The 16380-nt window shown below is 42.2% G+C and carries 9 protein-coding genes; 3 read left to right on the forward strand and 6 right to left on the reverse strand.

What is annotated here, in order from left to right; genetic code table 11:
* The first annotated feature begins 2 nt into the window (after window positions 1-2).
* Entirely contained in the window at window positions 3-1673 is a 1671-nt protein-coding gene (locus ACTUJY_RS02995; RefSeq protein ID WP_463614570.1) for a BatD family protein, read from the forward strand.
* Window positions 1674-1812: 139 nt separating this feature from the next.
* Entirely contained in the window at window positions 1813-2574 is a 762-nt protein-coding gene (locus tag ACTUJY_RS03000; protein WP_463614571.1) for an SDR family NAD(P)-dependent oxidoreductase, read from the forward strand.
* Window positions 2575-2682: 108 nt separating this feature from the next.
* On the opposite strand, the gene ACTUJY_RS03005 is transcribed toward ACTUJY_RS03000, so the two are convergent.
* Window positions 2683-2880: a hypothetical protein gene (locus ACTUJY_RS03005; protein WP_463614572.1), complete on the reverse strand. Its 198-nt coding sequence runs from the start codon at window positions 2878-2880 to the stop codon at window positions 2683-2685.
* Between the two features lie 459 nt (window positions 2881-3339).
* Between ACTUJY_RS03005 and ACTUJY_RS03010 the strand changes: the two genes are divergently transcribed.
* Window positions 3340-5580, forward strand: coding sequence for a carbohydrate binding family 9 domain-containing protein (locus tag ACTUJY_RS03010; RefSeq protein ID WP_463614573.1), 2241 nt, complete (start codon window positions 3340-3342; stop codon window positions 5578-5580).
* A 99-nt stretch (window positions 5581-5679) separates the two neighbouring features.
* Here ACTUJY_RS03010 and fghA read toward each other — a convergent pair whose 3' ends face one another.
* From fghA to ACTUJY_RS03035, 5 genes are all read right to left on the reverse strand, one after another.
* Window positions 5680-6516 carry an S-formylglutathione hydrolase gene (gene fghA, locus ACTUJY_RS03015; RefSeq protein WP_463614574.1) on the reverse strand — a complete coding sequence of 279 codons (837 nt, stop codon included), beginning with the start codon at window positions 6514-6516 and terminating at the stop codon, window positions 5680-5682.
* An 80-nt stretch (window positions 6517-6596) separates the two neighbouring features.
* The gene (locus tag ACTUJY_RS03020) at window positions 6597-7706 is read right to left on the reverse strand and encodes an S-(hydroxymethyl)glutathione dehydrogenase/class III alcohol dehydrogenase (protein ID WP_463614575.1); all 1110 of its coding nucleotides are present in this window, start codon (window positions 7704-7706) and stop codon (window positions 6597-6599) included.
* A 164-nt stretch (window positions 7707-7870) separates the two neighbouring features.
* Window positions 7871-12838 carry an NAD-glutamate dehydrogenase gene (locus ACTUJY_RS03025; protein WP_463614576.1) on the reverse strand — a complete coding sequence of 1656 codons (4968 nt, stop codon included), beginning with the start codon at window positions 12836-12838 and terminating at the stop codon, window positions 7871-7873.
* A 225-nt stretch (window positions 12839-13063) separates the two neighbouring features.
* Window positions 13064-15379 (reverse strand): efflux RND transporter permease subunit, encoded by a 2316-nt coding sequence (locus ACTUJY_RS03030; RefSeq protein ID WP_463614577.1) that lies wholly within the window; start codon window positions 15377-15379, stop codon window positions 13064-13066.
* Window positions 15380-15398: 19 nt separating this feature from the next.
* Window positions 15399-16274: a WD40/YVTN/BNR-like repeat-containing protein gene (locus ACTUJY_RS03035; protein WP_463614578.1), complete on the reverse strand. Its 876-nt coding sequence runs from the start codon at window positions 16272-16274 to the stop codon at window positions 15399-15401.
* Between the last annotated feature and the right edge of the window lie 106 nt (window positions 16275-16380).

Below are 16380 nucleotides of genomic sequence, written 5' to 3' on the forward strand. Positions count from 1 at the left end.
ACATGAAACTAATTTTGAAAAATATTTTATTGCTCGCATTAATGTTAATTTCGGCTCAAGCTTCAGCTGAAATAAAAGCGTTTATCGATCGTCAGGATATCCGGGCTAATGAAACGTTCACATTAGTAGTTGAGTTGGATGAATACACCAACGACACACCGGATCTTTCGATTCTTCCTAAAGAAATTTCCATTCTCAGCTCATCCAAATACCATCGCTCTTCCGTTGTTAATGGAGTTTCCGAAACTCAACTCGGTTGGAAGATCCAGTTGATGATTAAAGATGCGGGGGTTTATACCATTCCATCGTTATCAGTAAATAATCAGAAAACTCAACCCATTCAAGTCACCATTAAAGCATCCACTGATACGTTTACAACCGACGAAGACTTAAAAGCAATCATGCTAAAAGCCGAAGTATCAAATCCGGAAGTGTATGTACAGGAACAACTGCTGTATACGGTAAAACTGTTCCGAGCGGTACAAACGCAATACGCCAGTTTAACCGAGCCAACGCTTGAAAATGCACTTATTGAAAAAGTGGGCGAAGATACACAATACGAAACCGTGATCGATGGTAAACGCTACTGGATACTGGAACGTAAATACGCCATTTTCCCACAACAAAGTGGTGATATCACTATTCCTAAAGTTGTATTCAGTGCTGATGTTGTCCAACGAGGCGGATCGAGTTATGGTCGAATACTGGGGCGTACTCGTCCTGTATCCATTTCTACCGAAGAAGTCGCAGTAAAAGTTAAACCTTATCCTCGCGGACACAGCGGGCTTTGGTTGCCGAGTCAAAACCTCTCCATAGAAAGCCGTTGGTCCGATCCAAAAGATAAAGTAGTCGGTGAGCCTTCAACCTGGACCATTACCCTAAAAGGACAAGGCTTGCATGAAAATCAATTGCCAGAACTCAAGTTACCAGAAGTAGACGGAATAAAATGGTACCCAGATACGGCACAAAAAAGTCGCTCCGTAGGTGCCGAAGGTATTACCGGTGAACGAGTCGAACGTATCGCTGTTGTCCCTACTCGCGACGGTCAAATTCAATTGCCAAAAATAAAAATTCGCTGGTTTAATACCAGTACCGAAAAATACGAAGAAGCCGTGTTAAAGTCGCAAACCATAAACGTTAAACCCAATCCGGATCAGGCTCAGGCCACTGCAAGTTTTTCAACCATCCCATCAAGCGAAACCACATCGGCTGAACCCAAAGTTATCGTTAAATCTTCGCCTTATTGGCAGTGGTCAACTTATACGTTTGCCGGACTTTGGTTATTAACTTTATTACTTTACGTTTTACGAAAATCGCCAACAACTACACGAAACGACTATGTGACATCGGTTGCTCCTATGTCTTCCTCAAAGGAAAAGTTAATCCGTGCGTGTGCAACAGGTGAAAGCAAACAAATATACAATGCACTGTTAGTTTGGCTTAATGAAATTTCAGAAGCAGACAGTTTTCAAGGTCACATAGAAAAAATTCGCAAGCAAAATATTAGACAGAGCCTGCAACAACTGGAAAACAGTTTGTTTAGTCCCGAAGAACCGGAATGGAATGATGGCCGTTCGCTAAAATCCTGGCTAAATGAAATAGCAAATGATATGGCATTAGCGAACAATTCGAAAACGCCTTCGGAGTTACCGGAACTTTACCCAGGCAACTGATCTTTTCTTTCAATTTGAGCATCAGCCCAAATTGGAGTGGAAAGTAGACGGTGCACTATCAGGGAGAGACGAGCAAAACAAATCCGGACAGTGTAAAATGACACGAAATTCAACAATCATAATGCTCGGGAGGTTTTCCATGAACTTTTCTCACGCAAAAGCCGTTGTCAGCGGTGGAGCTTCTGGTTTGGGCGCTGGTGTTGCCAAAGCCATCGTCGAAGCAGGTGGCCAGGTGGCACTGCTGGATATCAATGAAGAACAAGGCACTGCTTACGCGAAAGAGCTAGGCAATAACGCACTCTTTGTTAAAACCGATATCAGCGACGAATCCGACGTTGTCACAGCGCTTGATAAAGCTGCAAACGCTTTTGATGGCATAAATCTCGCTGTTGGTTGCGCGGGGGTACTCGGTAATGGTCGGATATTAGGTAAAAAAGGCCCTATGCCTGCTGAGTTTTTCCAAAAAGTGGTCAACATAAATCTAGTCGGGTCATTTTTGTTAACACGAGAAGCCGCGAAGCACATGCAAAAAAATGAGCTCAACGAAGGTGGTGAGCGTGGCGTCGTTATTCATACAGCTTCAATAGCAGCCTATGAAGGCCAGTTTGGTCAGGTGGCTTACTCAGCAACCAAGTCAGCACTCGTGGGGATGATTCTTCCTACAGCTCGTGAATTTGCTCGCGACGGTATTCGTGCCATGGCTATCGCTCCCGGTATATTTGAAACCCCAATGATGGACGGTGTAACCGATGAAATCCGACAAGCCTTATACGACAGCGTCCCATTCCCTTCTCGCTTTGGTAAACCCGAAGAATTTGCGCTTACCGTTCGCCATATTTTCGAAAATCCAATGCTTAATGGAAGTGTAATCCGATTGGATGGTGCTTGTCGGTTGCAATAAAGAGTAAAATCTATTTAGCATACAGGCTCAGGTAACGTTCAATTAATACCTATATTTTACGTTGCCTGAGCTTGTCGAAAGCGAAATACGTAACATTTTAACAACCGATCACTTTTTCAGTTTTTCCAATCGCTGTTTTGCCAAACGATTCTTTGCTTCCTGTTTTGGCCAATCACTCCAGAAACGCTCAATTTTTCTTAAACGACTGTGGTAAGCACGAGATTCTCGTTCGGTATGTCGAAAGTAGAGTTCCAGTGCTTCCGGATCTTGATTTAACAACTCGCTGTCTATTGGTCGTATACTCATTTTTCGTCTCCTGATTATGTTGAGTTCAATTACAACCAGAAAACATGGCAACCATCTTGAGAAAATCGGACACAACGGGAAACATTGTGGCAAGAAAATGTCTTGAATTCACTCCAACATGTAAAAAACAGTCTGAAGTTATAAAGTCAATTATTGTTTTATTCTGATTTTTCTAAATGTGACTTCAGATTAAGAATTGAATCTGAGTGGGTCGTATTTCACCGAAATAACCAACTTTGGGAGAAGTGTAGAGAATCTTTAAGAATGCCTTTGGCTTTTCGCTTGAAACTGAGATAATCGCTTTCCTTTCTGTCCCTCATTTAAAGTATGAGCTTTATGTTTGTAAGTTCCATAAATTTACATTTAATTACAATTACACAAAATCCAAATTAAAACCTTTTGCATAATACGCTCGTCAATTAAGCCAACACTAAACAAAAAACAGGATATCAGTCGAAGATGCAGTATACGTCGGTGATTAAATTTTTCTTTCTTGCTCTCTTAAGCTTGACCGGCAGCGACCTTTTCGCCCGCAAACAAACGTATCAAATCCCTCGAGTAAGTCAGGCTCCTCAAATTGACGGTGTACTGACTCACACCGAGTGGACGCAAGCCACTAAAATTGAACTCAAGTTTGATATTAATCCTGGGGAAAATGCCAAGGCGCCGGTAAAAACGACAGCCTTTGTTATGGAAAACGGTGAGTATCTATACGTTGCATTTGATGCTAAAGATGAAAACCCAGAGCAAATTCGTGCTTACTTTCGCGACCGTGACGAAATTTTTCAAGATGACTTTGTTGGCATTATAATTGATACCTTTAATGCGGAACGTCGTGGTTTCGAATTCTTTGTCAACGCACTTGGTGCTCAAGGCGATTTAACTCGCGACGATACACGTAACAACGAAGACTCATCCTGGAATACCATCTGGGACAGCGCCGGACAGATTACCGATGACGGCTATCGAGTGGAAATGGCCATTCCGTTTCGTAGCATTCGCTTTCCGTCTGGAATGAGTGAACAAACCTGGAGCATTCAGTTTTTACGCATTTACCCACGTGACGCGCGTCACGTCATTTCTAATTCAAAGTACGATCGCAATATCGACTGTGAAATATGTCAATACGACAAAATTGAAGGATTTAAGGCGCTCAAGGCCAGTGATCAGTTCGAGTTAACACCGACTTTAACAGTTTCTGACTCAACTTCACGCGATCCTGTTAACGATACGGCATGGCAAGAATCTGAGAGCAACGAAGTTGGACTGGATCTTCGATGGGCAATCACTGAAGACTGGATCGCTAATGCGACCTTTAATCCTGACTTTTCACAAGTTGAAGCTGACTCAGCACAGTTGGATGTCAACAATACTTTTGCCCTTTACTTTCCGGAAGCTCGCCCTTTCTTTCTTGAAGGTCGAGATTACTTTTCTTCCCATAATAATTTAGTGCACACCAGAAATATCGCCGATCCGGACTTTGGTGCCAAAGTTACCGGAAAAACGAATGGAACGACGTACGCATTTCTCACCGCACGGGATCAAAATACATCTTTTATCATTCCAGACGCTTTAGGGTCAGAACTGGAAGTACTGGAAAATACCGAGTCCGACGTGTTTATAGGTCGTCTGCAGAATGAAATTGGAGACAAGAATAATCTTGGATTAACTGTGACACACCGCGCAGCGGACAACTATAAAAATCAAGTCGCTGCAATTGATAGCCGATTTTACTTTAACGATGCAAACTCAATTCGAGTCCAATGGATGCACTCTACTACTGAGAACCCGAACTCTACCGTGAGTGAATTCAGTCAGGACTTTAACGTTTATCCCGTGCAATCGGATAAAGCATTAACGGTTAATTACCGACACAACAAACGAGATTTCACGATTTGGGCAAACTATCAGGATTTTGGTGAGGATTTTCGTGCTGACTTAGGATTTATTAATATGGTTGATTATCGCCAAGCCGTATTGGGTGGTGAATATCGCTGGTTTAATGAAAACGGAAGTAAATGGACAAGCTGGTTTGTTTCCGGAGACTGGGACAAAACGGAGTCTCAATCTGGCAAGTTATTGGAAGAAGAATGGGAGTCTTATGCTGGTATCAAAGGACCAAAACAATTTTTTTCCCGAGCTGGACGACTAGTACGCGATAAATACTTCGATGGTATTTTATTTAAAGAATCATTTAATAGTGTTTGGGCCGAGTTCAGACCTTATGGAGACCTATGGGTTGGCAACTACTTTCAAAAAGGAAACCGAATCGATTACAGTAACGCCAAAATTGGTACGTTAACCTTGTTTGAACCGAGTATTAACTGGCAACTTGGCCAACACTTTTCTTTACGTTATGACGGAACACTATTCGATTTAAAAACACCGGCCGATTCTGATCCCAGCAACTTTTCGGGTGAACGTTTAAAAGCGAACATCACAAACTTAAGGATCGCTTATCAGTTTGACTTACGTTCACGGTTACGACTCACAACACAAATGAGTAAAGTAAAAGCAGAATCTGATGATTCAACAAAAAAGAAACGTGGTTGGCAATTACTTTACTCGTATAAACTCAACCCACAAAGCTTGGTTTTTGTAGGATACTCGAGCGAAGGCATTCAAAAAGACCCGTTAACTGAAATCACGCCTAGTGGCAAAACGTTATTCGCAAAATTGAGCTACGTTTGGCAGAGTTAATGTTTCACCATAACTCTGCACAGTTCGGGTATCATCAGCCGTTTTAGAAAATAGTGTTTTTATTAGAGCGCGTCGATGCCTAGTGCCATTTAAATGCGCTCAATTTAATTGTAAACCATGATAATCCAAATGGTTTCCAATAAAAGTAGAGATAAAAAAGTAGCTGTGATCGTAACCATCTCGCATGTTAACAGTTATATCGATTCCAGCTTCTTCGCACACATGACACAAGAGTTCTGGCTTTAATTGCGCATCCAAAAACTCATCTTCGCTTCCTTGCTCAATAAGGATCTGCTTAACTCGATAATTTTGCCGAATCAACTCACACGCATCATACAGCTTAGATTCTTCATAGGCTTGCAAATACTCTTTATAAATATTTTTTCCCCAAGGAACCTGGCTCGGTGCACAAATAGGAGCAAATGCTGAAACACTTTGGAACTTATCCGGATTACGAAGTGCGATAATTAATGCGCCATGTCCCCCCATTGAATGACCAAAAATCCCAATTTTTTTAAAGTCAATTGGAAGCATATCCAAAGTAAGAGTGTACAGTTCTTCCGTAATGTACTGATACATTTGGTAGTTTTTTTTCCAAGGCTCTCGCGTCGCATTGATATAGAATCCAGCGCCAGTGCCAATATCCCAACGATCCTCTTCACCTTCGATACCACAACCTCTGGGACTGGTATCTGGAACAATAATGATCATATTGTGTTTTTTCGCGTATTGCTCAACGCCAGCTTTTTGAACAAAGTTTTGATCGTTACAGGTCAACCCTGATAACCAGAATAATGCAGGGTATTCGGTTGGCGCCTCTAACTTCGTATAAGGAATATATACAGAAAAAATCATCTGACATTGACAACTTTTGGAAAAGTGCTGATACCGTTGCCAGATCCCCTCAAAGCATTTGTGATGTTCAATAAGTTTCATGCCTAAGTATTCCCTAAATATATAACCATTCTTGCACGTTATTCTTTACATTTGGCTGAAAGAATAACATGACTTTTTCATTAAAATTTTATGACAGAGCGAATCGATTTCCCTTGATGCATATAATCAAAAGCTTTATTTATTTCTTCCAATCCTAATTCAAAAGTCACCATAGGATCGATCTTAATTTCTCCAGCCATATATCGTTCTACATACTCAGGAAGTTGGCTGCGTCCTTTAACACCACCAAAAGCAGTGCCCTTCCAAGTGCGCCCTGTCACTAACTGAAAGGGACGTGTAGAAATTTCTTCTCCTGCACCAGCAACACCGATAATCACACTGGTTCCCCATCCTTTGTGGCACGACTCCAATGCGGCTCGCATCAGTTTAACATTGCCCACACATTCAAAAGAATAATCGACACCACCATTGGTCATCTCAACAATAACTTCTTGTAACGCGTCGTTGTGATCGTTTGGATTAACACAGTCCGTTGCACCGAGTTGCTGTGCCATTTTAAATTTATTGGAATTGATATCAATGGCAATGATTCGATCAGCACCCGCCATTACCGCACCTTGAATAACGCTCAAACCGATTCCTCCAAGCCCAAACACAGCAACACTTGAACCAGCCTCAACTTTTGCGGTATTCAAAACTGCACCAATTCCAGTGGTGATCCCGCAGCCAAGCAAGCATACTTTTTCAAGCGGTGCTTTCGGGTTTATTTTAGCTAAGGCAATTTCCGGTAATACGGTGAATTCAGAAAATGTCGAAGTGCCCATATAATGAAAAATTTGTTTGCCCTGGTATGAGAATCTTGAAGTGGCATCGGGCATCAAACCTCTTCCTTGTGTTAATCGAATAGACTGACACAAATTGGTTTTTCCTGTGTGACAAAAACGACATTCACCACACTCAGGAATGTAAAGCGGAATAACGTGATCACCTGGTTTTACTGAAGTAACGCCGGTGCCAACATCAACGACAACACCGCCTCCTTCATGGCCTAAGACGGCTGGGAATAGTCCTTCTGGATCGGCACCTGAAAGCGTAAATGCATCGGTGTGACATACACCAGAGGCTTTAATGTGCACCAACACTTCCCCGGCTTTGGGTCCATCAAGATCCAGTTCTACGATTTCTAACGGGGAGTTGGCTGAAAATGCAACGGCGGCTCGTGTCTTCATAATACCCTCCTTTTGGTGTAACTATAACAACTGCCTCGCCACAGAAACAATTGAATCCTTTTCTCAATTTGAGTTGTATTAAAAAGTTTTAGCTCATTTCAACGTTAAAACTATCTCCCCCCCCCCAAAAAAAAAGCGCCCCGAATTGGGGCGTTTTTTTAAAATTAGGCCGATTTAGCCTTTTTCTTTTTTACGGCTTTCTTTTTCAATGCTGCTTTAGCAACGGCTTTTTCAATTTCCGACTTTTCAGTAATTGCACCGGTTAATACGTTTTCTTGAATGATGGCTGCATTTCGAATGCAACTTTGAACAAGAATAAGTAGCTCTCTCAGCGCAACAGAAAACTTCGCGAACTCGTGACTTGAACTACTGCGAAAATCAGCCACCATTTGACGCCAACGCGCGAGCAAAGACTCATTTTCCTGCAACCAACTTTCGATTTTCTTTTCGGCTGTTTTGCAGTCTGCTGTCATTTGAATGACTGCAACGGTTAAGCTACGTTGCTGCCAATCGAGTTCTTCTCGGAAAGAAGCACGGGCAAAGGCTTGCCAATGATTGTCGACTGGTTGCAAAACGATCTGGTCCAGGAACCAATGTAATTCAAGCTCTGCGCCTAATTTGTAATAAACTTCTGCGACTAATTTAATGGACAAATTCGTCATTTTCGCCATTTCAACAATATCCAACGCAGAGAACATCGTACTCAAATAAACCACTTTTGAAGCCAGTTCGCGTGGAACACCTTCTTCTGCCATTTTATTGATTTTATTCTCGAGCGCTTTGGACTCGTCTTCATCAAGCGTTCGAGCAACTTGTTTTTGCAACTCTTGAACACCCGATTTGAAATACTCTATACCTTCCGAAACCGCTAAATTTTTACGACGATGACGCAAGAACCAACGTGTACAGCGACGAACCATACGTTGCGTTTGGTAAAGCATATAAACTTGCGTTTTCGAGGGCACTTTAAGGTCCAACATTTCGATTTGAGTCCAAAGCTCATTCATCGAAAATATTTCCTTAGCCAAGGTAAAACAGATAGCGACATCGGCAGGAGATGAACCTGTTTCATCAATGATTCGATAAACAAAGTTACTACCAAGATAATCAACCATTTCATTGGTTAATACAGTCGCAATAATTTCTGAACGCAGTGGGTGTTGATTGATTTCTTGTTTAAACTTGCGACGTAAAGGTTGAGGAAAATAATGGATCAACTTTTCTTCAAAGTATGGTTCACTATTGATTTCTTTACCCAATAATGAAGGCTTAAGTTCCATCTTACCGTACGCGAGCAATACTGCGAGCTCAGCTCGCGTTAAACCCTCACCCTGGGCCATTCGTTCGAGAAGCTCCTCATCGGACGGAATAAATTCCAACTCTCGATTTAACTTTCCATCTCGTTCCAATGCATGAATAAAACGCATTTGCTCTTTTAACATAAAAGGTGCACGCGCTTCTGTGCAACTGATGGATTGCGCTTGCCGATAATTTTCTTCAAGCACCATGTCTGCGACTTCATCGGTCATATCCATAAACAACTTATCACGTTGTTTACCGGTCATATCACCAGCATCCACAATCTTGTTTAATAAGATCTTGATATTGACTTCATGATCCGAGCAGTTTACGCCGCCAGCATTATCGATAAAGTCCGTATTACAGCGACCTCCTGTACGAGCGTATTCAATGCGTCCTAGTTGCGTGAGTCCCAAATTACCGCCTTCTCCGACTACTTTACAACGTAATTGGCTACCGTTAATTCGAAGAGAGTCATTGGCCCGATCACCAACTTCAGAATGATGTTCACTCGAAGCTTTAACATAGGTGCCTATTCCACCGTTCCACAACAGATCAAACTCTGCCTGCAATAAAGTATGAATTAACTCATTCGGTGACATACTGCTTTTCTTTACACCTAACAACTTTTTCATTTCTGGTGAAAGAGGAATCGATTTTAACGCTCTGGAAAAAACACCACCGCCTTTCGAAATTAATTCGCTGTTGTAATCCTCCCAACTCGATCCAGGCAACTCAAACAATCGCTTGCGCTCTTTCCAGCTGCTTGCAGAATCGGGATTAGGGTCAATAAAGATGTGTAAATGGTTAAACGCAGCAACTAATCGAATGTGTTTTGAAAGCAACATCCCATTTCCAAAAACATCGCCGGCCATATCTCCTATGCCCACTACAGTAAAATCTTGAGTTTGAGTATCGTGTCCCATTTCCATAAAGTGGCGCTTAACACTTTCCCAAGCACCACGAGCCGTGATTCCCATTTTTTTATGGTCATATCCAACACTGCCACCGGAAGCAAAGGCATCACCTAGCCAAAAGCCATAATCGATTGAAATACTGTTCGCAATATCGGAAAAAGTAGCGGTACCTTTATCGGCTGCTACAACCAGGTAAGGATCCAAGTCGTCATAACGCACAACGTTTACGGGTGTGACAACTTTTTCATCCACATAATTATCGGTTACATCCAAAAGTCCTTTAATGAATGTTTTATAACACTCTATGCCTTCTTTCATAAAGGCTTCTCTGCCACCTTCTGTAGGAAGGCGTTTGCAAACAAACCCGCCTTTCGAACCAACCGGTACAATAACGGTGTTTTTAACTTGTTGTGCTTTCACTAGCCCCAATACTTCCGTACGAAAATCTTCTCGTCGATCAGACCACCGTAAGCCACCCCGAGCCACTTTTCCGCCACGCAGGTGGACACCTTCCACACGAGGTGAGTACACAAAAATTTCAAACATCGGAACGGGTAATGGAATTTCGGGCACTTTTCTCGGATTTAACTTAAAAGAGATGTAGTCTTTTTCTTCACCATTCTCATTTAATTGATAAAAATTGGTACGTAATGTCGCATCAATCACTTTTAAGTATCGATCAAGAATTTTATCTTCATCCAAGTTGCTAACTGAATCGAGTAAACCGACGATTTCTTTCTTAATTGCTTTTAACGCTGAGTCATTCCGCTCAATTGCCGGATTAAATTTTTGATCGAAATAGTCAACTAACAAGCGAGCTATTTGAGGGTATTTCGCTAACGTTTCTTCAATATAGGTTTGACTAAAAGTGAAACCCACTTGCCATAAATATTTAGCATAAGCACGCAAAATACTGGTTTGTCTCCAGTCGAGCCCCGCACTTAATACCAATCGATTAAAGCCATCATTTTCCGCTCGACCATTCCAGGTTTTTAAAAACGTTTCCTGAAACTTGGCTTTTACATCATCAAGTATTAAATGTTTACCCGATGAATGCATCATGCTGAAGTCCATGATCCAACGAATGGCACGATCCTTCAACTCGACCCGATACGGTGTTTCTCCTAATACGTCCAGCCCCATATTTTCCAGCATGGGTAATACGTCAGACAGCGGAGTAGGTTTGTTTCGATGAAAAAGCTTAAACTTTAAAATACCTTCAGAGTCTTCCTGAGGTCGATACAACAACATGCTTAAGTTATTCGTCTCAGTTAAGGTCTCTAGATGAGTAACATCCAACACAGTAGTTTGTGGAAGAGTTTCCTCTTTATAACCCGAAGGAAAAGCTTCTCCGTATTGTTGAGATAAACGCCCTCCTATTGCTTCGCCAAATTCCATTTTCAAAGCATCGGTAAGGTTGTCTTCCCACGAGCGAGCAGCTTCTGCCAACTCTCTTTCGACGGACTGTAGGTCGTATTCAATTTCATCAGCATTTTCGACCGGTACAGTAAAGTGTATTCTCGCAAGAATGGATTCGGAAAAGTTTGTTGTAAATTTAATTTCACCACTGGCATGAAAGGTTTCTGCCAATATATTAGTCACTTTTAACCGCAACTTAGTGGTGTAAATTTCTCTAGGAACATACACCAAGCACGAAAAGAAGCGACCATAAGGATCACGTCGCACAAATAACCGGATAAGCGCACGCTCTTTAATATGCATAACGCCCATTGCAGTACCTAGCAAATCGTGAATACTGATTTGAAACAGTTCATCACGAGGATAGGTCTCTAGAATGTTGCGGAGAACTTTCGCATCGTGGCTACCCAATGGCAAACCGGAACAATCCAGTACCGCCTGTATTTTTTCACGAAGCACAGGAATAGACATAGGGTTAACGTTGTAGGCAGCGGAAGTATACAAACCGAGAAAACGATCTTCGCCGACAACATTACCTTGCTCATCAAACCGCTTTACACCGATATAGTCAATGTGAGCCGGACGGTGAACGGTGCTGATCGCGCTTAACTTAGTCAGTACCAATAGGTTGGAGTTATCGAGAATTAGGCGTTGTGCGCCTTTCGGAAGATCTGTCAGCGAGTATTTTTTAGGTGACCACAATGGCACGGTCGATAAACCTAACGACGACTTCTTTCTTGGAACAAGGTAAGACTTTCCAGATTGTTCTTTTAAATCATAAGACGTATACGACAACAGCGTAAAATGATTGCCAGAAATCCAATCCAGGAACTCTTTCGTTTCCTCACGCTTTTCTACCGAAACATTCGCCTTGGATTCGTCCACTCGCTGGATCACTTGCTTCAGCTTTGACTTCATAGCCGCCCAGTCACGCACAGCGGTTCGCACATCAGCCAACACACGTTCTAGATTTTCGCGGATAATATCGAGTTCGCTTTGCTCGACCTGACGATCCACTTCGATATACATCGGAGTAAAAGTAGCCCGATTGTCGTTTTCTTGCGCTAATTCAACGGAACATATTACATTTTCATCGTTGCGCTCAATTGCAATGGGTAAGTGAATGTGGAGGTGAATACTTAATCCCAATCGATGCAACTCCATTCGAACCGAATCGACCAGAAAAGGCATATCAGGATGAACAAGTTCAATTACGGTGTGACTGGAGCGCCAACCGTGACTTTCAAACTCGGGGTTAAACACTCGAACACAGACATCCTCTTCTGACTCGTGATGTAAAAAATTCCAGAGACTGAGTACTGACGCATAAAGATCACTGGCAGCTCGTTCGTTAAGATCTTCTGGAGAAATACTGCCATAAAAAAATTGTGCAAACCGACTAACTGCTTTGGCTTGAGATTTATTAAATTTGCTTTCGATGAGATTAATGACGTTTTCGAGCAACACTGGTTGATGCTCAATGGGTGCCTGCGCCATATACAAATACCTTCCCGACTTTGTGGTTTTTGAAGTTGCTGATGTGAATAATAAGCCTGATGATAAATTATAGAAATCACCAGACCCGAATGTGCATGAAAAACAGGTTTAACGTTGGGGTGTAATTTTAGGCTATTAACCAGAGGTTCGCATTAGACAAATTGCGGTTTTTGAACTTTTTTCAAGTTTTTGGGTAGTGGACAAACCACTACCCAAAATGGAACACTAGCGACGATAGAAAAATGACGCCAACGCTGGCAATAAAATGACTGCGCCTAACATGTTAAACAAGAACATGAAGGTAAGCAAAATACCCATATCGGCTTGAAATTGAAGTGCCGAGAAAATCCAGGTACTCACGCCAATCGCTAGGGTAATTCCAGTAAAAAACACAGCATTTCCTGTTAAATTTAAGGTTTTATAAAACGCCTCACTGATCGATTCGCCTGCACGAATAAAGTCGAGCATCCTAGAAAAAATATAAATACCATAATCCACCCCTATTCCAACACCTAATGCGATTACGGGTAAAGTTGCAACAGTCAATCCAATTTCAAGCCAAGTCATTAATGCTTGCGCCAAAACAGAAACCAGTGCAAGAGGAATAATTATGCAAAGCGTAGAACGAATGGAGCGGAAGCTGATCAAACACAATAAAATGACGGCTATGTAAACACCAATCAACATGGGGTATTGAGCTGCAGCAACGGCTTCATTGGTCGCGGCCATAACACCAACAGGCCCCATCGCAAGTTCAAACTTTACCAGCTCCGAAGGGTTTTCCTGATTATAGGCTTTAACGGCATTAATAACTTGCTCAATCGTTTCTGCTTTATGATCATTCGTAAACACCAGAATCGGCATAAACTGACAGTCTTTATCGAATAATCCTGCAGAAGTCTCAATGTACCTAATGGATTGCGCTAAAGTTGCTTGCTCTCTCGGTAAAACTTTCCACTTTAAATTTCCTTCGAAGAAACCGGCATTCAGTACCTTCGAAATACTGGTAATACTTAAAGTCGATTGCACCCCACTTAAATTGTGTAAATTCCATTGAAAGTCATCGATGGTTTTCATTACTTCAAAATCGGTACAGCCATCCACTTTGGTTTCTGCCATGATGGAAATCACATCGGTACCGATTGAAAACCGTTCGGTAATAAAGGCGGTGTCCTGATTATAAACAGAGTCTGGACGCAACGCGGGTGCTCCCGCATGCAAATCACCAATTTTCATATCAGACGCCATAAATACACCACCTACTGCTAATAACGCTGCAACTGCAACCGTTACTCTTGCAATTCGAGGCTGTGCAAAACTGGCAAATTTGCGCCAAAGAGCGGTTTGACGCTCTGCGCCTTTCGCAACTTTTTGAGAAAAAGATTGACCAAATTTAGCGTAAGACAACAGTACCGGTAATAAAATGAGGTTGGTCAAAATGATAACGGCAACACCAATACTTGCGGTAACAGCGAGCTCTTTGATGATATCGATTTTTATCAACAGCAAAGTTAAAAAGCCGACGGTGTCGCTTACCAGCGCAATCATTCCCGGTATGAAAAGTCGGCAACAAGCCGCACAGGCAGCATCGAGAGCAGAAGTTCCACTCGCCACATTTTTACCGACGGCATTGATCATTTGCACACCGTGACTGACGCCTATGGCGAACACCAAAAACGGTACCAGAATAGACATGGGATCAATCCCAAAGCCAAACAAGGTGAGTAAACCCAACTGCCAAAAAACAGCGACAACGGAAGTTACTAAAGGCAAAATCGTAAGTTGAATACTGTGTGAATAAAAATAAACCAGAAGAGCGGTAATCAGAACAGCAACACCAAAAAACAACAGTACACCTTCGGCGCCATTGCTGATGTCACCAATCATTTTGGAGAAGCCAATAATATGAACTTTTACATTGGGATACTGCTGCTCTAAGTCGGAACGAATCTCTTCCAGTTGACGAGCAACGGCAATAAAGTCTGTTTTTTCTTTAGTCGTCGGATCAATTGAAAATAACTGACTTGAAACCATGGCCGCCGAAAAATCATTCGCCACCAGTCGTCCAACAAAGCCCCCTTTTAAAACATTTTTACGTACGGTTTCGAGACTGCGAGCGTCATTGTTAAAGTCGGCAGGAATAACAGGCCCACCTTCTAAGCCGTCTTCAACAACTTCAATATAGCGAGTATTGGGTGTAAATAACGACTGAACTTGTGGTTGGTTAATGCTTGGAATGGCATTAACCCGAACCGTCGCTTCGTTCAGAGCATTAAAAAATTCAGGGTTAAATATATCACCCGACAAATCTTCTAAAGCGATTAAAATTCGATTCGCACCACCGAACTGTTCTTCATGCTTTAAATACGTCTGCATGTAAGGATGTTCCAGCGGAATATTTTTCTCGAAGCTGGCATCAACTTTTAGGTGGGATGCAAAATACCCCATAATTGCGGTGACCACCACAAACAGAATAAGCACCACTGCACGATGTTTAAAAAACGTATTACTGATAAATTTATTCAGAGTCGATTGCTGCATTCTAACGCAACTCCCATAGCTATTGTTTTATCTCGCGACCTTCAAAGTTCATGACATTGATGCCCTTTTCACCCACAACGACCAATCGGTTCAGTCCGGTCATTACGCCTGCCATAAGGCCACTTCGATCATTTCGTTGCGTCATGTTGACTGTTTTTCCATCGTCTCTGGAAAATAAAACAACACCATCAACCGCGAAATAAACCAATTGTGCCCCGCCCACATGAACCATACTGTTAATCGAAGCGCGGCTGTTCGTTTCTACCTTTTGCCAGTTCAGCCCCTGATCGGTTGAACGGAACAAATGCCCTCTCAATCCCATCACATGAATACTACCAGCCGGACTGACGGCAACATTAAATAAAGAGCCTTCGTAGGGTGAATCCATTGTTTGCCAGGTGTCACCAAAATCATCTGAAATGGCAATGAACCCTAGTTCTCCCACCAAGTAAAGTCGGTTGTTTCGACTATCAAACGTCATGCCATAAAAATGAGGTAATCCAAAATCAGGATCTTCCAGATAACTGATGTCAACAGGCTCCCAATGAGTGCCTCCATTTTCGGTTTTTAACATCAGCCCATAAGCACCTACTGCGATTCCCCAACCGCCATCTCGAAACCAAACATCCAACAATGCTGGATAAGCGAAATCTTCTGCGTCCTTATGCTGAAGTTTCCAGTTTTCCCCTCCGTCAGTTGTTTTTAAAATGACCTGCTGATGTCCAACCGCATAGCCCGTTTGATCATCAATAAACGCTAATGCCGTTAACGTTGCTCGTGTCGGCACACTGACTTGACGCCAGCTCTCTCCGTTATCGTTTGAAATAACGACATGCCCTCGCTCACCAATTGCAACAAGCTTTTGCTCTGATAAAGCAACAATGTCTAGTAGCATTGACCCTGTAACTTTAGCCGCAGGCATCGAGTCTTGAGCAAAGCTTTTCGAGAAGCAGAAACAAGTTAGAAACAAAAAGAAAAAATATCGCTTGTTATACATTGTT

The organism is Pleionea sp. WD8-19, from assembly GCF_055326765.1.